The sequence below is a fragment of the Lysinibacillus sp. NPDC086135 genome (genome assembly GCF_044746345.1).
Taxonomy (GTDB): Bacteria; Bacillota; Bacilli; order Bacillales_A; family Planococcaceae; genus Lysinibacillus.
Genome location: NZ_JBIVCA010000018.1, coordinates 1 through 15887, shown reverse-complemented (window position 1 = coordinate 15887; position 15887 = coordinate 1). Strand labels below are relative to the sequence as shown.

14 protein-coding genes and 1 rRNA gene are annotated in these 15887 nt (G+C 38.3%); 12 read left to right on the top strand and 3 right to left on the bottom strand.

Annotated elements, in window-relative coordinates; translation table 11 throughout:
* The first annotated feature begins 84 nt into the window (after positions 1–84).
* The 7 genes from ntdP (at position 85) to nikC (ending at position 9157) form a co-directional block, all read left to right on the top strand.
* Positions 85–630, top strand: coding sequence for a nucleoside tri-diphosphate phosphatase (gene ntdP, locus ACIPKN_RS20365; protein WP_132363336.1), 546 nt, complete (start codon positions 85–87; stop codon positions 628–630).
* 203 nt (positions 631–833) lie between these two features.
* Positions 834–2579: an ABC transporter ATP-binding protein gene (locus ACIPKN_RS20360; RefSeq protein WP_400939519.1), complete on the top strand. Its 1746-nt coding sequence runs from the start codon at positions 834–836 to the stop codon at positions 2577–2579.
* 766 nt (positions 2580–3345) lie between these two features.
* Positions 3346–4359, top strand: a complete 1014-nt coding sequence (locus ACIPKN_RS20355; protein ID WP_400939517.1) for an ABC transporter ATP-binding protein — start codon at positions 3346–3348, stop codon at positions 4357–4359.
* Positions 4334–5323, top strand: coding sequence for an ABC transporter ATP-binding protein (locus ACIPKN_RS20350; RefSeq protein ID WP_400939515.1), 990 nt, complete (start codon positions 4334–4336; stop codon positions 5321–5323). Before ACIPKN_RS20355 ends, ACIPKN_RS20350 begins: the two co-directional genes overlap by 26 nt.
* 21 nt (positions 5324–5344) lie before the next feature.
* The gene (locus ACIPKN_RS20345) at positions 5345–6961 is read left to right on the top strand and encodes an ABC transporter substrate-binding protein (protein WP_400939513.1); all 1617 of its coding nucleotides are present in this window, start codon (positions 5345–5347) and stop codon (positions 6959–6961) included.
* Between the two features lie 282 nt (positions 6962–7243).
* Positions 7244–8248 carry an ABC transporter permease gene (locus tag ACIPKN_RS20340; protein ID WP_400939511.1) on the top strand — a complete coding sequence of 335 codons (1005 nt, stop codon included), beginning with the start codon at positions 7244–7246 and terminating at the stop codon, positions 8246–8248.
* A gap of 15 nt (positions 8249–8263) precedes the next feature.
* The gene (nikC, locus tag ACIPKN_RS20335) at positions 8264–9157 is read left to right on the top strand and encodes a nickel transporter permease (RefSeq protein WP_142510780.1); all 894 of its coding nucleotides are present in this window, start codon (positions 8264–8266) and stop codon (positions 9155–9157) included.
* Positions 9158–9326: 169 nt separating this feature from the next.
* Here nikC and ACIPKN_RS20330 read toward each other — a convergent pair whose 3' ends face one another.
* Together ACIPKN_RS20330 and ACIPKN_RS20325 are read right to left on the bottom strand one after the other, a co-directional pair.
* Positions 9327–10415 carry an FUSC family protein gene (locus ACIPKN_RS20330; protein WP_400939508.1) on the bottom strand — a complete coding sequence of 363 codons (1089 nt, stop codon included), beginning with the start codon at positions 10413–10415 and terminating at the stop codon, positions 9327–9329.
* 194 nt (positions 10416–10609) lie between these two features.
* The gene (locus tag ACIPKN_RS20325; RefSeq protein ID WP_400939506.1) at positions 10610–11896 is read right to left on the bottom strand and encodes a glutamate-1-semialdehyde 2,1-aminomutase; all 1287 of its coding nucleotides are present in this window, start codon (positions 11894–11896) and stop codon (positions 10610–10612) included.
* A 131-nt stretch (positions 11897–12027) separates the two neighbouring features.
* On the opposite strand from ACIPKN_RS20325, the gene bcp reads away from it, so the two are divergent.
* The 3 genes from bcp (at position 12028) to perR (ending at position 13994) form a co-directional block, all read left to right on the top strand.
* Positions 12028–12504, top strand: a complete 477-nt coding sequence (bcp, locus tag ACIPKN_RS20320) for a thioredoxin-dependent thiol peroxidase (protein WP_400939504.1) — start codon at positions 12028–12030, stop codon at positions 12502–12504.
* On the top strand, positions 12501–13445 hold the full coding sequence (locus ACIPKN_RS20315) for a D-2-hydroxyacid dehydrogenase (protein WP_400939502.1): 945 nt from the start codon (positions 12501–12503) through the stop codon (positions 13443–13445). The genes bcp and ACIPKN_RS20315 overlap by 4 nt, the downstream gene beginning before the upstream one ends.
* 105 nt (positions 13446–13550) lie before the next feature.
* Positions 13551–13994: a peroxide-responsive transcriptional repressor PerR gene (perR, locus tag ACIPKN_RS20310; RefSeq protein WP_142510785.1), complete on the top strand. Its 444-nt coding sequence runs from the start codon at positions 13551–13553 to the stop codon at positions 13992–13994.
* A gap of 25 nt (positions 13995–14019) precedes the next feature.
* Here perR and ACIPKN_RS20305 read toward each other — a convergent pair whose 3' ends face one another.
* A complete protein-coding gene (locus tag ACIPKN_RS20305) occupies positions 14020–14370 on the bottom strand; it encodes a YgzB family protein (RefSeq protein ID WP_400939499.1) in 351 nt (116 codons plus the stop codon).
* Between the two features lie 209 nt (positions 14371–14579).
* Here ACIPKN_RS20305 and ACIPKN_RS20300 point away from each other — a divergent pair, with 209 nt between their 5' ends.
* Positions 14580–15473, top strand: coding sequence for a nucleotidyltransferase-like protein (locus tag ACIPKN_RS20300; protein WP_400939497.1), 894 nt, complete (start codon positions 14580–14582; stop codon positions 15471–15473).
* 341 nt (positions 15474–15814) lie between these two features.
* Positions 15815–15887: ribosomal RNA gene (locus ACIPKN_RS20295) — 16S ribosomal RNA — on the top strand; the annotation flags it as partial.

The following is a 15887-nucleotide window of genomic DNA, read 5'->3' as shown; positions in this document are numbered from 1 at the left end:
ACTACACCTTTCGCGTACACATTGCTATAATATACTAGAGACTGCTAGATTTAGGTAGCATAGACGAAAAGGTGGGCTTCAAAAATGGCAATACCGGTAGAAGGAGAAACGATACAAATACATAGTTATAAGCACAATGGCCGTATCCACCGTGTTTGGCAAGAAACAACGGTTTTAAAAGGGACGAAAAATATAATTATCGGTGCGAATGAACGGACACTTGTGACAGAATCCGATGGTCGTACTTGGCTAACGAGAGAGCCTTCTATTTGTTATTTCCATGCGGAGCACTGGTTTAATATCATTTGCATGCTACGTGAGGACGGTGTGTATTATTATTGTAATCTAAGCTCACCATTTGTTTTCGATAATAATGCCATTAAATATATTGACTATGATTTAGACATTAAAGTTTTCCCTGATATGTCTTATTCACTCTTAGATGAGGATGAATATGAGCTACATCGTAAGGAAATGTCTTATCCAGATGTCATAGATAAAATTTTAAAGCGCAATGTCGATAAATTAATTAGCTGGATTCAACAAAAAAGAGGACCTTTTGCACCTGATTTCATCGATGCCTGGACAAGTCGTTATAAGTTTCAGCTCGATATGCAAGCAGATGATTAATTGCACCTATTAGTTTTACTAATGGGTGTTTTTTTTATGTCTTAAACAATCGAATTGTAAAATAGTTAGTAATAAAGCTAAATTAAATGTACTTGAAGCAAAATATTGCTATAATACGTTTGGGCATTCAATTTGTGGATGTCTATTTCTTTTTATGTGCTATTTACTTAAGAGAGTCTTATTAATAAGGATGTGATAATAAATTGGGTAGTATTAAACGTTATATGAAATTTGTAAAACCATATACATGGGAAATTATTTTAACGATTATAATTGGTATAGTGAAATTTGCGATTCCGTTATTTATTCCATTACTCATAAAAATTGTGTTAGATGATATTATCGATGCAAAAAGTCTAACGGATGCAGAGAAGACAAAGGAACTGTTTTATTGGTTAGGTGGAACGATCATTGTATTCTTTATTATTCGACCACCGATTGAGTATTACCGTCAATATTTCGCTCAAAATGTCAGTAACAAAGTGCTTTTCGATATTCGAAAACAAATATATGCACATTTACAGCGATTAGGTTTAAGATACTATGCCAATACAAGAGCTGGCGATGTTATTTCAAGAGTGATTAATGATGTGGAACAAACAAAAAACTTTATCATGACAGGCTTGATGAATGTTTGGCTAGACTTTGCGACAATTGTTATTGCTATCGGTATTATGTTTGCCATGGATGTTAAGCTTACGCTAGTAGCATTAGTTGCGTTCCCATTCTATGCATTTAGTGTGAAGTACTTCTTTGGTAAACTTCGATCTTTAACACGTAAACGATCACAAGCGCTTGCAGGTGTGCAAAGTTATTTACATGAACGTGTAGCTGGAATGAGTATTATTAAAAGCTTCACGCTAGAAAAGCATGAGCAAAAATTATTCGATGAAGCAAATGGTGAATTTTTAGAAAAGGCACTAGACCATACGAAATGGAATGCTAAATCCTTTGCGGTGGTAAATACTATCACGGATGTAGCACCTCTCCTAGTAATTGCTTATGCAGGTTATCAGGTTATTAATGGTTCTCTTTCAGTCGGGACGATGGTGGCCTTTATCGCCTATATCGAACGACTTTATGGTCCACTTCGTCGTCTTGTAAGTTCATCAACGATGTTAACACAGTCAATAGCATCAATGGATCGAATGTTTGAATTAATAGATGAACCTTATGAAATAAAAAACAAGGCTAATGCCTTAGAGCTACCTCGAGTAAAGGGTGAAGTTCGCTTTGACAATGTGAACTTTCAATATGAAGAAGAGGGCTCACAAATTTTAAACAACATCAATTTCACGATTAACCCTGGAGAGACAGTTGCATTTGTAGGAATGAGTGGTGGAGGAAAATCAACTATTATTAGTTTGATCCCTCGCTTTTATGATACTACTAGTGGCGCGGTGCGTATTGATGGAAATGATGTACGAGACGTAACTTTACATTCTTTACGCTCACAAATTGGAATCGTCCTACAGGATAATATTTTGTTCAGCGATTCGGTAAAAGATAATATTTTAATGGGCAAGCCGGGTGCTTCTGATGAAGAGGTAATTGCTGCAGCAAAAGCGGCAAATGCACATGATTTTATTATGAGCTTGCCAAATGGCTATGACACAAAAGTCGGGGAGCGCGGTGTGAAGTTATCAGGTGGACAAAAGCAGCGAGTAGCAATCGCTCGTGTATTTTTAAAAAATCCCCCTATTTTAATACTGGATGAAGCAACTTCTGCGTTGGATTTGGAAAGTGAGGCACTTATTCAAGAATCATTGGATGTACTTGCACATGAACGCACAACTATTATAATTGCTCACCGACTTTCTACGATTACACATGCAGATAAAATTATTGTTATAGATCATGGACAATTAATTGAAAGTGGAACCCATGAGCAATTAATGCAAAAAGAGGGAACTTACTTTAATTTATTCCAGGTGCAACATTTAGATTGATATACCACGTTATAATAGAAAAATTCTGGCTCACCATAATGTGGGGTTGATTTCCGCTCCGGTCAGGCGCTTTGTAGCTGCCGCTTCGCTTTCGCACAGAAAAAACATTTGTAGCTGCCGCTTCGCTTTCGCTACAGAAAACATTTGCCGCTGACGCTTCGCTTTCGCGCAGAGCAGAGCTTCCTGGGGGCGTCCGATGAGGCCGCTTCACTCGCGTTGCTCGCTCCAGGGTCTCATCTGTGACGCTGATCCCCAAGGAGTCGCCTGGCCTTCACTCCAATCAACTTATTCTCATGACATACGTTTTAACAAAATGTCACCCTCGGTTTTAAATGATGGACCAAAATTTATTGGAAATTTAGCCATCATCATAACGTGGGTTGATTTCCGTTCCGGTTAGGCACTTTGTTGCTGCCGCTTCGCTTTCGCACAGAGCAGAGCTTCCTGGGGGCGTCTGATGAGCCGCTTGGGCAATAAGATGTTTTTTGTGCGAAAGTGAAACGACGTCAACCCTATCTAATCATTTAAAAATAGCTTTCCGTTTAAATATAAACAGAAGGCTATTTTTTTGTCTTATTTATAAAATATTATCGATTATTAAGATATTATTAATATAGAACTCGAACGATGTAGAAAATCTATGTTAATTGCAGAATAATTATGATTGAAAGAGCAATGTTTTTTGGTTAGAATTATCTGAAAATAGGGAATTGAGTGACAGAGAATGTGATTAAGTAAAAATATAGGTAGGATGGGGCGATTGATCATGAGAAAAAAGCTGCTAGAAATAAAAGGTTTAAAGACAACCTTTTTTACAGATGATGGACAAATTCCTGCCGTAGATGATATCGATTTTTCTGTTCGTGAGGGAGAAATATTAGGGATTGTAGGGGAATCGGGAAGTGGAAAAAGTGTCACATCACTGTCCATTATGGGGTTAATACCATCGCCACCAGGAAAAATAACGGGTGGAGAAATACTATTAGATGGCAAAAACCTCGTCACATTATCTGATAAACAAATGCAAAAAATTCGTGGGAAAGATGTGGCGATGATTTTTCAGGAGCCTATGACATCCTTAAATCCTTTGTTTACAATTGGGGATCAGCTAAAAGAAGCGATTTTAATTCATAATCCAAAATGGTCTAAAAAGGAAGCATTTGCAAGGGCAATTGATATTATGAAACTAGTAGGTTTACCACGAGCTGAGGAATTATTAAAAGATTACCCACATCAACTATCAGGGGGGATGCGACAACGGGTTATGATTGCGATGGCACTTGTCTGTGATCCGAAGGTATTGATTGCTGATGAGCCGACTACTGCATTAGATGTTACGATTCAAGCTCAAATCTTGCAGCTTATGAAAGATTTAAATAAACGTTTAAATACAGCCGTATTATTAATTACACATGATTTAGGCGTTGTAGCAGAAACATGCGAGCGGGTTATTGTGATGTATGCGGGCCAAATTGTAGAGGAGGCACCTATTCAGGAGATATTCGTAAATCCAAAGCATCCTTATACACAAGGGCTTATTAAATCAGTACCGGATATGCGTTATAAAAAGGACAATCTTTACTCTATACCAGGTAGTGTACCTAAGCCTGGTAGTATTCAGGAAGGTTGTCGTTTTGCAGCGCGTTGCGAATTTGCGATGGACCGCTGTGTACAAGAAACACCACCTTTATATGAAGCGACAGAGCGGCATAAATCGAGATGTTTTTTACTAGAGAAACAGGAGGTGAAGCAACATGTCGAAAGTGTTATTGAAAGTTGATGGTTTAAAAAAGTATTTCCCTATTCGGAAGGGTGCCTTGAATACACAGGTTGGAGACGTAAAGGCAGTGGATGATGTTTCCTTTGAAGTTTTTGAAGGAGAAACATTAGGTATCGTTGGTGAATCAGGGTGCGGTAAATCAACGACTGGTCGACTTTTAATGCGATTGCTTGAGCCAACAGAGGGCGAGATTGAATTCGCAGGTAAAATGATTTCAGATTTTTCGAACAATGAAATGCGCAAAGCCCGTAGAGACATTCAAATGATTTTCCAAGATCCTTATGCTTCTCTTAATCCTAGGCATAATATTGGAAAAATATTGGAGGAGCCTCTTATTGTTCATGGAATGGGCAACGCAAAGGAACGGAAACAGAAGGTATTAGAGCTTCTCGAAATTGTTGGGTTAAATGAATATCATGTGAAACGGTATCCACACCAATTTAGTGGTGGTCAAAGGCAGCGTATCGGCATTGCCCGTGCTCTGATGACGAATCCACGTTTGATTATTGCGGACGAGCCCGTTTCTGCACTCGATGTGTCAATACAGGCTCAAGTATTAAATTTATTGCAAAACTTACAAAAGGATTTAAAGCTAACTTATATTTTTATTTCCCACGATTTAGGGGTTGTACGTCATATTAGTAATCGTGTAGGTGTAATGTATTTGGGGAAATTAGTGGAGCTGACAGCAAGTGAGGATTTATATGCTGAGCCACTTCACCCATATACACAGGCATTGCTATCCTCGGTACCTGTTCCAGATCCTACGTTTGAACGTGAACAGCTCATTATTTCTGGAGATATCCCAAGTGCTTCGAATCCGCCAAGCGGGTGCACTTTCCATACAAGATGTCCATTTAAAAAAGAAGAATGCTCTCAAGTAGTTCCAAAAATGCAAGAAGTGAAACCGGGTCATTATGTTGCGTGCCATCTATATGATGCAATCCAACATTCAATGATATAAAAAAACTTAGGGGGAAAATCAATGAAAAAAAAGAAGCTTTGGACTTTGGGTGTAATGCTTATCCTTGTTCTTTCGACGATGTTAGCAGCTTGTGGCGGCTCAGATACTAAGGATACGGGTAGTAAAGATACTTCAAGTGGTGGCGATAAAGCTAGCGGTGGGCCAAAAACATTAGTATATGGTCGTGGCGGTGATTCCACTGCTCTCGATCCAGCGACAGTAACAGAAGGTGAATCATTTAAAGTAACGGTTAACCTCTATGAGACTTTAATTAACTTTGGAGAGCAAGATGTAACATTGCAGCCAGGGCTGGCAAAATCTTGGGAACCTTCAGCAGATGGATTAACGTATACGATGCAACTTGAAGAAGGGGTTAAGTTCCATGACGGTACTGATTTCAATGCTGAAGCAGTCGTGAAAAATTTTGAGCGCTGGAAAGCTGGTGGTGCTGATAAATTCCCATACTACGCCTCTCAATATACGGTAGATGACAAGCAAGTAATTGAGTCGATTACTGCTGATGGTGATTATAAAGTTATATTTAAATTATCCCAACCACAAGCAACATTCTTGAAAAATTTAGCGATGTCTCCATTTGCTATTGCTTCACCAACAGCTTTTGAAAAAGATGATGAGGCACTTAAAGATCATCCAGTAGGTACTGGTCCATTTAAATTTGTTGAGTGGAAACGAAATGATTCCATCACAATAGAGAAAAACCCAGATTACCGTATTGCAGATTTGCCGAAATTAGATAAAGTTATTTTCCGTTCTATTCCAGATAACTCCGCACGATTCAATGCATTAACTAACAATGAAGTTGATGTAGTGGATGGTTTAAGTCCATCTGATAAAGCTTCAATCGAATCAAATACAGATTTACAACTAATCGAACGTCCATCTATGAATGTTGGTTATCTTGGATTAACAGTAACTCGTCCACCGTTCGATAACGTAAAAGTTCGTCAAGCAGTAAATTATGCAATCGATAAGCAAGCATTAGTAGATGCATTTTATGAAGGCTTAGGAGAGACGGCGAAAAATCCAATGCCTCCGTTAGTTGCAGGCTACAACGATGCCATTAAAGGCTATGAATATGATCCGGAAAAAGCAAAAGCATTATTAGCAGAGGCTGGCTATGATGGTAAAGAAATCGAACTATGGGCAATGCCTGTGCCACGTCCGTATATGCCTGATGGTCAAAAAATTGCGGAAGCCATTCAGAAAAATTTTGCAGATGTTGGTATGAAATCTAAAATTGTAACGTTTGAATGGGCTACGTATTTAGATAAGGCAGAAAAGGGAGAGGCGGATGCGTTCTTACTTGGTTGGACAGGTGATAACGGTGATGCGGATAACTTCCTTTACACTTTATTAGACGGAGATAATATTCATTCTAACAACTATACATTCTATGACAACAAAGAAGTGCACAAACTATTAGTTGCAGCACAAACTGAAATGAATGAGGACAAGCGTAATGCCCTTTACAAGCAAGCACAAGAGATTATCTCTAAAGATGCACCGTGGGTTCCGCTTGCTTACTCTACCCCAATTTTAGCTGCTAACACTAAAGTTACAAACTATATTGCACATCCAACAGGCTCTGACCGTTTAGAGTCAGTAGATATGAAGTAGGCTTATAGGGCTGTCTTAAACAGGTTTTAATTTAAGAGGGAATTATTTTAAAGAATCTGCTTGCTTTCTGCGGGTAAGCCGTAGGAATCTAGCGGATTCTTTTTACAAGCTAGAGGTATTTTTTTCTGTATGAAAGACCAATCATCTAAACGATCAATTATGCCTCGGCATAATTGCGTCCGGAACCGTTTGGTGAAGGCTGATCCTTTCTACAGTATGTGTAAAGACTTCAATGCTTTTCATACAAAAGTATATTTTGAAAATAACAGAGGGGTGAAGAAAATGCTTCGCTATATGGGAAGACGTTTATCTCAATTAATCCCAGTTTTGCTTGGAATGACTTTTATCGTTTTCATGTTAATTCGTGCAATTCCTGGTAATCCAGCACAAGTAATTTTAGGGCAGCAGGCAACGAAAGAAGCGGTCGAAGCGTTAAACGCAAGTTTAGGATTAAATAAGCCATGGTATACACAATATTTTAGTTATTTAGGTGGCATTTTCCAGGGGGATTTAGGAGTATCGTTACGTACTAAATTGCCCGTATCGGAGGAAATTTTCCTGTATTTAGCGGCAACAGCTGAACTAGCGCTATTTGCCATGATTATCGCAGTGATTGTTGGCGTGAATGCAGGCATTATTTCTGCATGGTTTCAAAATTCTTGGTTTGATTATGTGGCAATGGTAGTTGCTTTAATCGGAGTATCTATACCCGTTTTCTGGCTCGGCTTAATGGAACAATGGGCTTTCAGTAATCAGCTTGGCTGGTTCCCGACGTCTGGGCGAGAAGATGTGCGAAATCCAATAACCACCATTACTCATTTTTATTTACTGGATACGTTAATACAAGGCCGCTTTGATCAATTTACTGAAGTATTAAAGCGATTAGTATTACCGGGCATAGCTCTTGCGACAATCCCAATGGCGATTATTGCAAGAATGACTAGGTCGTCTATGCTTGAAGTAATGCGCTCTGACTATGTACGCACCGCTAGAGCAAAAGGGCAAAAAATGTTTATTGTTGTTTATAAGCATGCATTGAAAAATGCAGTTATTCCGGTATTAACAGTAATCGGTTTGCAAACAGGGTTACTGCTAGGTGGCGCCATTTTAACGGAGACGATTTTCAGCTGGCCTGGAATAGGTCGTTATATTTATGATGCTATTGGCTTCCGAGACTATCCTGTTATTCAATCAGGTATTTTAGTAATTGCTTTTATTTTTATTATGATTAACTTAATTGTGGATTTACTATATACGGTGATTGATCCACGGATTAAATACAAATAGAGGGGAGAAGCAAAAATGACTGGAGCGATAAATATAAAAACAGATGTAGCACCAAGTCGTGAACGAGCGGTAGGTCCTTGGAGAGAAGGCTGGCGTAGCTTTAAAAAGAGCAAAATCTCCCTAGTAGGTGCAGGCATTGTACTATTTTTTATTATACTTGCTATATTTGGCTCGATGATTGCTCCTGAAGGAATGAATGAACAAAATCTTTCGAATCGGTTATTAGCACCGTCAAGTGAGCATTGGTTTGGAACAGATGACTTTGGGCGGGATATTTTCTCAAGAGTTATACATGGGGCTAGTATTTCTTTGAAGGTAGGTTTTTTTTCGGTTATTCTTTCTGTAATTGTAGGTAGTTTCCTTGGCATTATTGCGGGTTATTATGGAAGATGGATTGATACGATAATCTCGCGTATTTTTGATATTCTGTTAGCATTCCCTAGTATTTTACTAGCTATTGCGATAGTAGCAGTACTTGGACCATCATTACAAAATGCATTGCTTGCCATTGCCATTATTAACGTGCCGAATTTCGGGCGCTTAATTCGTTCGAAAGTATTGAGTGTTAAAGAAGAGGAATATATTGTGGCAGCAAAGGCCATCGGAATGCGTGATTCAAGAATTTTGTTCTCGCATATTTTGCCCAACTCGATGACGCCAATTATCGTACAAGGAACGTTAGCGATAGCGACAGCGATTATTGAAGCGGCAGCACTAGGCTTTCTTGGATTAGGAGCTCAAGCGCCAGCACCAGAATGGGGTAAAATGCTAGCGGATTCCCGTATTTATTTAATAAAGGCTCCGTGGACTATGATTTTCCCAGGTCTAGCTATTATGTTAACGGTACTCGGTTTTAATCTAATGGGGGACGGCCTACGTGATGCGCTTGACCCGAAAATGAAAAGCTAATAAAAAAGGGCGAAGGGTGGATATAATGCCAACCCTTCGCTCTTTTACATGCTTCAACTAAGCAATTATGCCTTGTTATAATTCTGTGACATCCGCCGGAGGCTTTAACTTCTGTCAGAATGACTTACATCTCACCACCTATGGAGATGGGAGACTTTTGCTTAAGAAGTTAAATAAACTCTTCTTCAAACTCCACATTGATCTCTTGGCCATGATGAGTTTGATACGAAACGATGAGCGTATCTAAATGCTCTAGGTTTTCTTCATAATCTAAAATACGCGATAAAATATAAAGCAAGTGATAGCTCGAGAATTCAGTATCGCCTTCATCATGCGCATAACTGATCTGCTTGATGAATATTTCCATTAACTCGTTACGCTGAACATAATCGATGTTTTTACTCCACTCTGAATGTTCGGGCTTTAACTTCCCTGTATATTTTAACAGTAGCTGCTCATGGTAAGTTAGCAGGAAATCGAGTCGCTCTTGAATCATTAAATGAAATTGTGTCGGTAGCTGGGCTATTTCGTTTTCATGATTATGAAGACGATGAAGCAGCTCTAAACTTTTCTTTGATGTTGTGATCATTTGACGATAAACAACTAATTTACGTGCTTTTACAAACTTTTTATTTTTAAAATAATTACGCTCTTCCTTATAAAAATCATACAGTGTGTCAACTCGTTGCATACGAGCCTTAAATTTGCTTAATGCTTCTTTTGTAGAAGTATGCTCAGATGCCTGGCGAACAGCAAGTCGCGTCCATCGAATAATATCATCCTGTAAAAAGTAAATTTTACGGAAAAGCTTTACTTCATATTTTGGTGGCAAGAAGAACAGATTGACAACAAATGCTGCTAACACCCCAACTAATATGGTGAAAAAGCGAATAAGACCAAATGTAAGAAAGTCATCTCCTTGAAACTCCATAATAGCTACAACTGTAACGAGTGCTAGAGACAATGATTTTTCAAGTTTGAATTTTAACATGATACCGATCGCAACAATGACTGCAATGCCGACGGCTACTACATGGTGACTAAAAAGCAAGCCAAAAATGACCGCGATGGTAGCTCCTATAATATTGGCTTGTACTTGCTCAACAATTGTTTGATAGGAACGATAAATAGATGGCTGAATCGCGAAGATCGCTGCAATTCCTGCAAAAACAGGTGAAGGTAGCTCTAGCAGCTCAGCAATAAATAGTGCAAACACGATGGCGACACCAGTTTTAAATACACGGGCACCTAATTTCATAGAAAATGGATGTCCTTTCTGTCTAAAATTTTAAGCTTCTTTACATTATAGAAGGAAGTGCTCATAAAATACATAGATTTGTATGTCATTTACAGAAAAAGACGGCTCACAGGGGAGTCGTCTTTAAAAGTTAACCTTAGAAACTGTTCTATATTGCTCTTCTCACTAAGCGTTTAGCCGTTACATTTTACAAATTACAATTGTGAAAATGCAATATCTACCGCTTTGATTGTTTCAAGAATATCGGCTTCTGTATGCGCTGTTGTTAAGAACCATGCTTCATATTTTGATGGCGCTAAATTAATGCCTTGTGCAAGCATTAATTTAAAGAAGCGACCAAAGATTTCACCGTCTGAGTTTTCAGCTTGCTCATAGTTTTCTACTGTCACATCTGTAAAGTAAATTGTAAGAGCTCCTTTAAGGCGATTAACAGTAATTGTTACATCATGTTTTTTTGCTGCAGCCAAGATACTTTCTTCTAAAATGGCTCCAAGACGGTCCATTTCATCATAAATACCTGGAGTTCGTAATACTTCTAGGCAGGCAATACCAGCTTGCATGGATGCAGGGTTTCCTGCCATTGTGCCTGCTTGATAGGCAGGTCCAAGTGGAGCCACTGTATCCATAATCTCTTTACGACCGCCGTATGCACCGATTGGTAAACCACCGCCGATTACTTTACCAAGGGCAGTTAGGTCAGGTGTTAAGCCTAATAAGTTTTGAGCACCGCCGTAGTGGAAGCGGAAAGCAGTGATAACTTCATCGTGAATTGTTAACGCACCTTTTTCCTTTGCTGTAGCATGCACTAATTCTAGGAAGCCAGGTTTAGGCTCTACAATACCGAAGTTTCCAACGATTGGCTCGATTAAAATAGCGGCGATTTGATCGCCCCATTTATCCATTGCTTCTGTAAATGCTTCAGGGTTGTTAAATGGTACAGTTATTACTTCCTCTGCAGTAGAAGTTGTAACACCTGCTGAGTCAGGAGTACCTAATGTCGCAGGTCCTGAACCAGCAGCTACTAGTACTAAGTCAAAGTGACCATGGTAGCAACCAGCGAATTTCATAACTTTTGTACGGCCAGTATAAGCACGTGCAACACGAATTGTTGTCATGACAGCTTCTGTACCAGAGTTATTAAAGCGTACTTTATCCATGGAGGGGATTGCTTCTTTTAGCATTTTAGCAAAAGTAACCTCGTATTCAGTTGGAGTTCCAAATAAAGTGCCGTTTTCAGCTGCGTTTGTAATAGCTTTGGCGATGTGTGGATGACCGTGACCAGTAACGATTGGACCGTAAGCTGCTAGATAGTCGATATAACGGTTGCCATCAACATCCCAAAAATAAGCACCTTTCCCACGAGCCATTGCAACAGGTGAACCTCCGCCAACTGCTTTATAAGAACGAGAAGGGCTATTTACACCACCAACGATATGCTGTAGCGCTTCTGTGTGTACTGCTTCAGATTTTGTGTGATTCATATATATTGCCTCCTAAATCTTTATACTTCATCTATTGTAGACCTATCGGTGTAAGAAATCCAAAGAAATTAAGGGATATGATTTGTTTTACTATTTAGAGTAAAATAGAGCGTACAGAGGAGGAGATTGATATGGCTTTAATAGAAGGTAAAAAAGCACCTGATTTTTCCCTTATAAATGAAACCGGAGAAACAGTAAAGTTAGCGGATTACAAAGGACAAAATGTTATTTTATATTTTTATCCTAAAGATATGACACCAGGCTGTACGACGGAAGCTTGTGACTTCCGTGATAAGCACGAGGATTTTAGTAAATTAAATGCAGTTGTACTTGGGATTAGTCCTGACGATGCAAAAAAACATACCAAATTTATAGATAAACACGGATTACCATTCTCGCTATTAGTGGATGAGGATCATGCTGTAGCAGAAGCGTATGGCGTGTGGGTGCTGAAGAAGATGTATGGACGTGAATATATGGGGATAGAACGTTCGACATTTTTAATTGATACAGCAGGAAACCTAATAAAGGCTTGGCGTAAAGTACGTGTGAAAAATCATATTGAAGAAGTATATACATATTTAGCAGAATGGGAGGCGAAGCAATGAGAATTTATTTTACGTTTGAACCAAGAACGGATTTACGTGAGCCACTAGTAGCTGAATTTCCACAAGTTGATTTTATTTTTGAAAATGGCTTATCCAACGATGAGCTACAACAAGCGGATGTACTTGTCACATACGGTGAAGATTTACATGATGAAAATATACAGTATGCGACAAAGGTTAAATGGATTTTTGTAGCTTCGGCGGGGATCGAAAAAATGCCAGCTCAAGCCATTATAGAACGAGGGATACTCGTTTCGAATGTGCGTGGCATTCATAAAACGCCAATGGCAGAATCAATGCTTGCCCATATTTTAGCGATTAAGCGTGCGTTGCCTTGGATGTATGAACAGCAGAAGAAAAGTGAATGGTCAAAAAAAGCGAAACAAACCGAGTTGCGGGATAGTACAGCACTTATTTTAGGACCTGGGGCTATTGGCTCGGAAGTAGGTCGCTTATTGCAAGCTTTTGGTGTTGCGACAATTGGCTGTAACCGTTCGGGGGACGAAGCAGCATATATGAATGAGATAGTGAGCTTTGATCAATTAGCCGAAGCTTTACCAAAGGCTGATATTGTCCTTTCCGTATTACCTAAAACAGAAGAGACGACGCATTTATTGAAAGAAGACCATTTTAAAGCGATGAAAAATGACGCAATTTTCATGAATTTTGGTCGTGGAAACTTAGTAGAGGAAAACGTTTTGGTGCATGCCATTCAAGCAGGTGAAATTGGTTATGCTGTTTTAGATGTATTTGAACAAGAGCCTTTAGCTGAGGATCATCCTATATGGACTTTACCAAATGTCATTGTATCTCCGCATATTTCAAGTCACTCATCTCGTTATGTTGAACGTAGCCTAGAGATTTTTAAGCCAAGTTTAGAGAAGTGGTTACGTGGTGAAACGGATGTAGAAAATAGGGTGGATTTATCACGAGGTTATTGAAGCTTAAACTGAAATGTGTATGATTGTTGACAGAAGTAAGCTTAATTCGATACACTAATTATAACTATTATCAATTAATAATCTTTATGGAAGAGGTGCATGACGATGTCTGAAACGCATTTACAGGATGCACTTGACACGTTAAAAACAACTGGTGTTCGTATTACTCCTCAGCGTCATGCTATTTTGGAATATTTAATTCAAACAATGGCACATCCAACTGCCGATGAAATTTATAAAGCACTTGAAGGGAAATTTCCGAATATGAGTGTAGCGACTGTCTATAATAACCTTCGCGTATTTCGTGAAGTTGGCCTAGTGAAAGAACTAACTTTCGGTGATGCTTCAAGTCGCTTTGACTTCGTTACAAACGATCATTATCATATGATTTGTGAATGCTGTGGAAAAATAGTCGACTTCCATTATCCTGGTCTCGACGAAATTGAACATTTTGCATCACAAGTAACAGGCTTTGATGTGCATTCGCATCGTTTAGAAATTTACGGCACTTGTCCATCGTGTAAAGATGTATCTGCAAAAGTACAATGAAAAAATCCTAGCTCTTATCGAAGGGCTAGGATTTTTTTGCCTTATTATAAGATTGGTCGAACTCTTTTCCTTCTAGAGTTGGATCCAGTGTTAATGGTTCATTGCAGTACATACACATATCTACACGGCCTAATACTTTTGTGTGCTTATGGCAATTAGGGCATTCCACTTGAACAGCTTTTGTTGAGAGCAGTCCAATCCATACATATACGACTGTACTACCAATAATACAAAGTACACCAAGGGTCATGAAAATTAATACTAGAATAGGATAGTTTTTAAAGAAGATTCCCCCATACATAACTACAAAGCCAATAAAAATAAGTGCTAATGCAAATGAACGGATTTTATTAATTTTACTTTTGTAAGGTTTCATTTATCATCTTGCCTCCCAATCTAAAATCTACTATAACATATAAGAACAAAGTATTTTAGCTTTGATAACGTGGAAAGAAGGAATACTTTTAGAGTATGTCGAATTTTTAACGAAATCAATTTCGTATTGGTGTAATTGAGTACGGTGAAAATCCGTGACATCCATTGAATGAAGTTAAAAGGTAACAAGTAAATAGAGGGGGACTGAACATGGAACAAGTTTTGCGTCCGATATACCAGGAACGTGCAAGTCAGTCGAATACGTTAGGCGTTATTTTAGTGGAAAAACGCGAGGAAAAAAGTAATGTGACAGATACATTTGATACAGTCTTACTTATTATTGTAAAGGAAGCAGAAAAGCCAGTCTTTTCGAAGCATTACTTATATGAAGGAAATAAAGTAGCTTTACATACTGTTACCGAGAAAATAATACGAAAATGGCTACTCATTGGCTCAAATAAAAAAGTGGTCGATTGGATTTTCTTTGGTAAAGTATTATTTGATCGTAATGAATTTCTTCATAAGTTAAAAATTGAATTACAGGAGTTTCCGTTTTGTGGTCGTAAAATCAAAACTGGTATTCAATTTTCAAAGTTAATTCGACGTTACTTAGAAGGAAAAGAATACTTTGATAAGGGTAGCTATCTCGATGCTTATAATCATGTAGTAGATTCATTACATCATTTGGGGCGTTTATCCATTATTGATAGTGGACTTTACCCTGAAGTAACTGTTTGGGCGCAGGTGAAAAAAATAGAACCAGCGATTTATAAATTATACGAGGAGCTCGTTACAAGTAATGAGCCGATAGAAAAACGTTTAGAGCTATTATTTTTAGCAAGCGAGTTTTTAATACATTCACGTACTCGAGACGGCGCTCAACATATTTTAGAAGTAATGCAAACAAAAGAGACTTGGACAATTCAGGAATTGCACGATCATAATGAGCTCATGAACTACTCAGTAGATTTAGAAGTGTTTGTCGAATATTTAGTGGACAAAGGTTATATTCAAATTGAACCTATCGTTGCGAAAAGTGACATGATATTCCACCGTCATTATAAGGTAAATAAAGACGCTCTAGAAATGGAGCAAGGACTGTAGTATGCTAGTTATCGAGGTATGAAAAATACCTCGATATTTTTTTATAAAAAGTTATTGACTTTTAATTAATTGATATTGTATTATATTAATTGTCGCTAAGACATAACAAAATAACTCAACGAACGGAAAAACTTTTTAAAAAAGTTGTTGACATGAAATGAGTTAAATGTTAATATAAAGAAGTCGCTGAAAACAACGACATCAACATGAACCTTGAAAACTGAACAAGCAAAACGTAATCAATAAAGTTTTTAGTAGCTAACCTTGAGTTGGTGAACGAAACAAAATTTTGGACATCAAACATGATGCCAGCAAAACGATTTGAGCTAATCAAATTTCTTTTTATGGAGAGTTTGATCCTGGCTCAGGACGAACGCTGGCGGCGTGCCTAATACATGCAAGTCGAGCGAACAG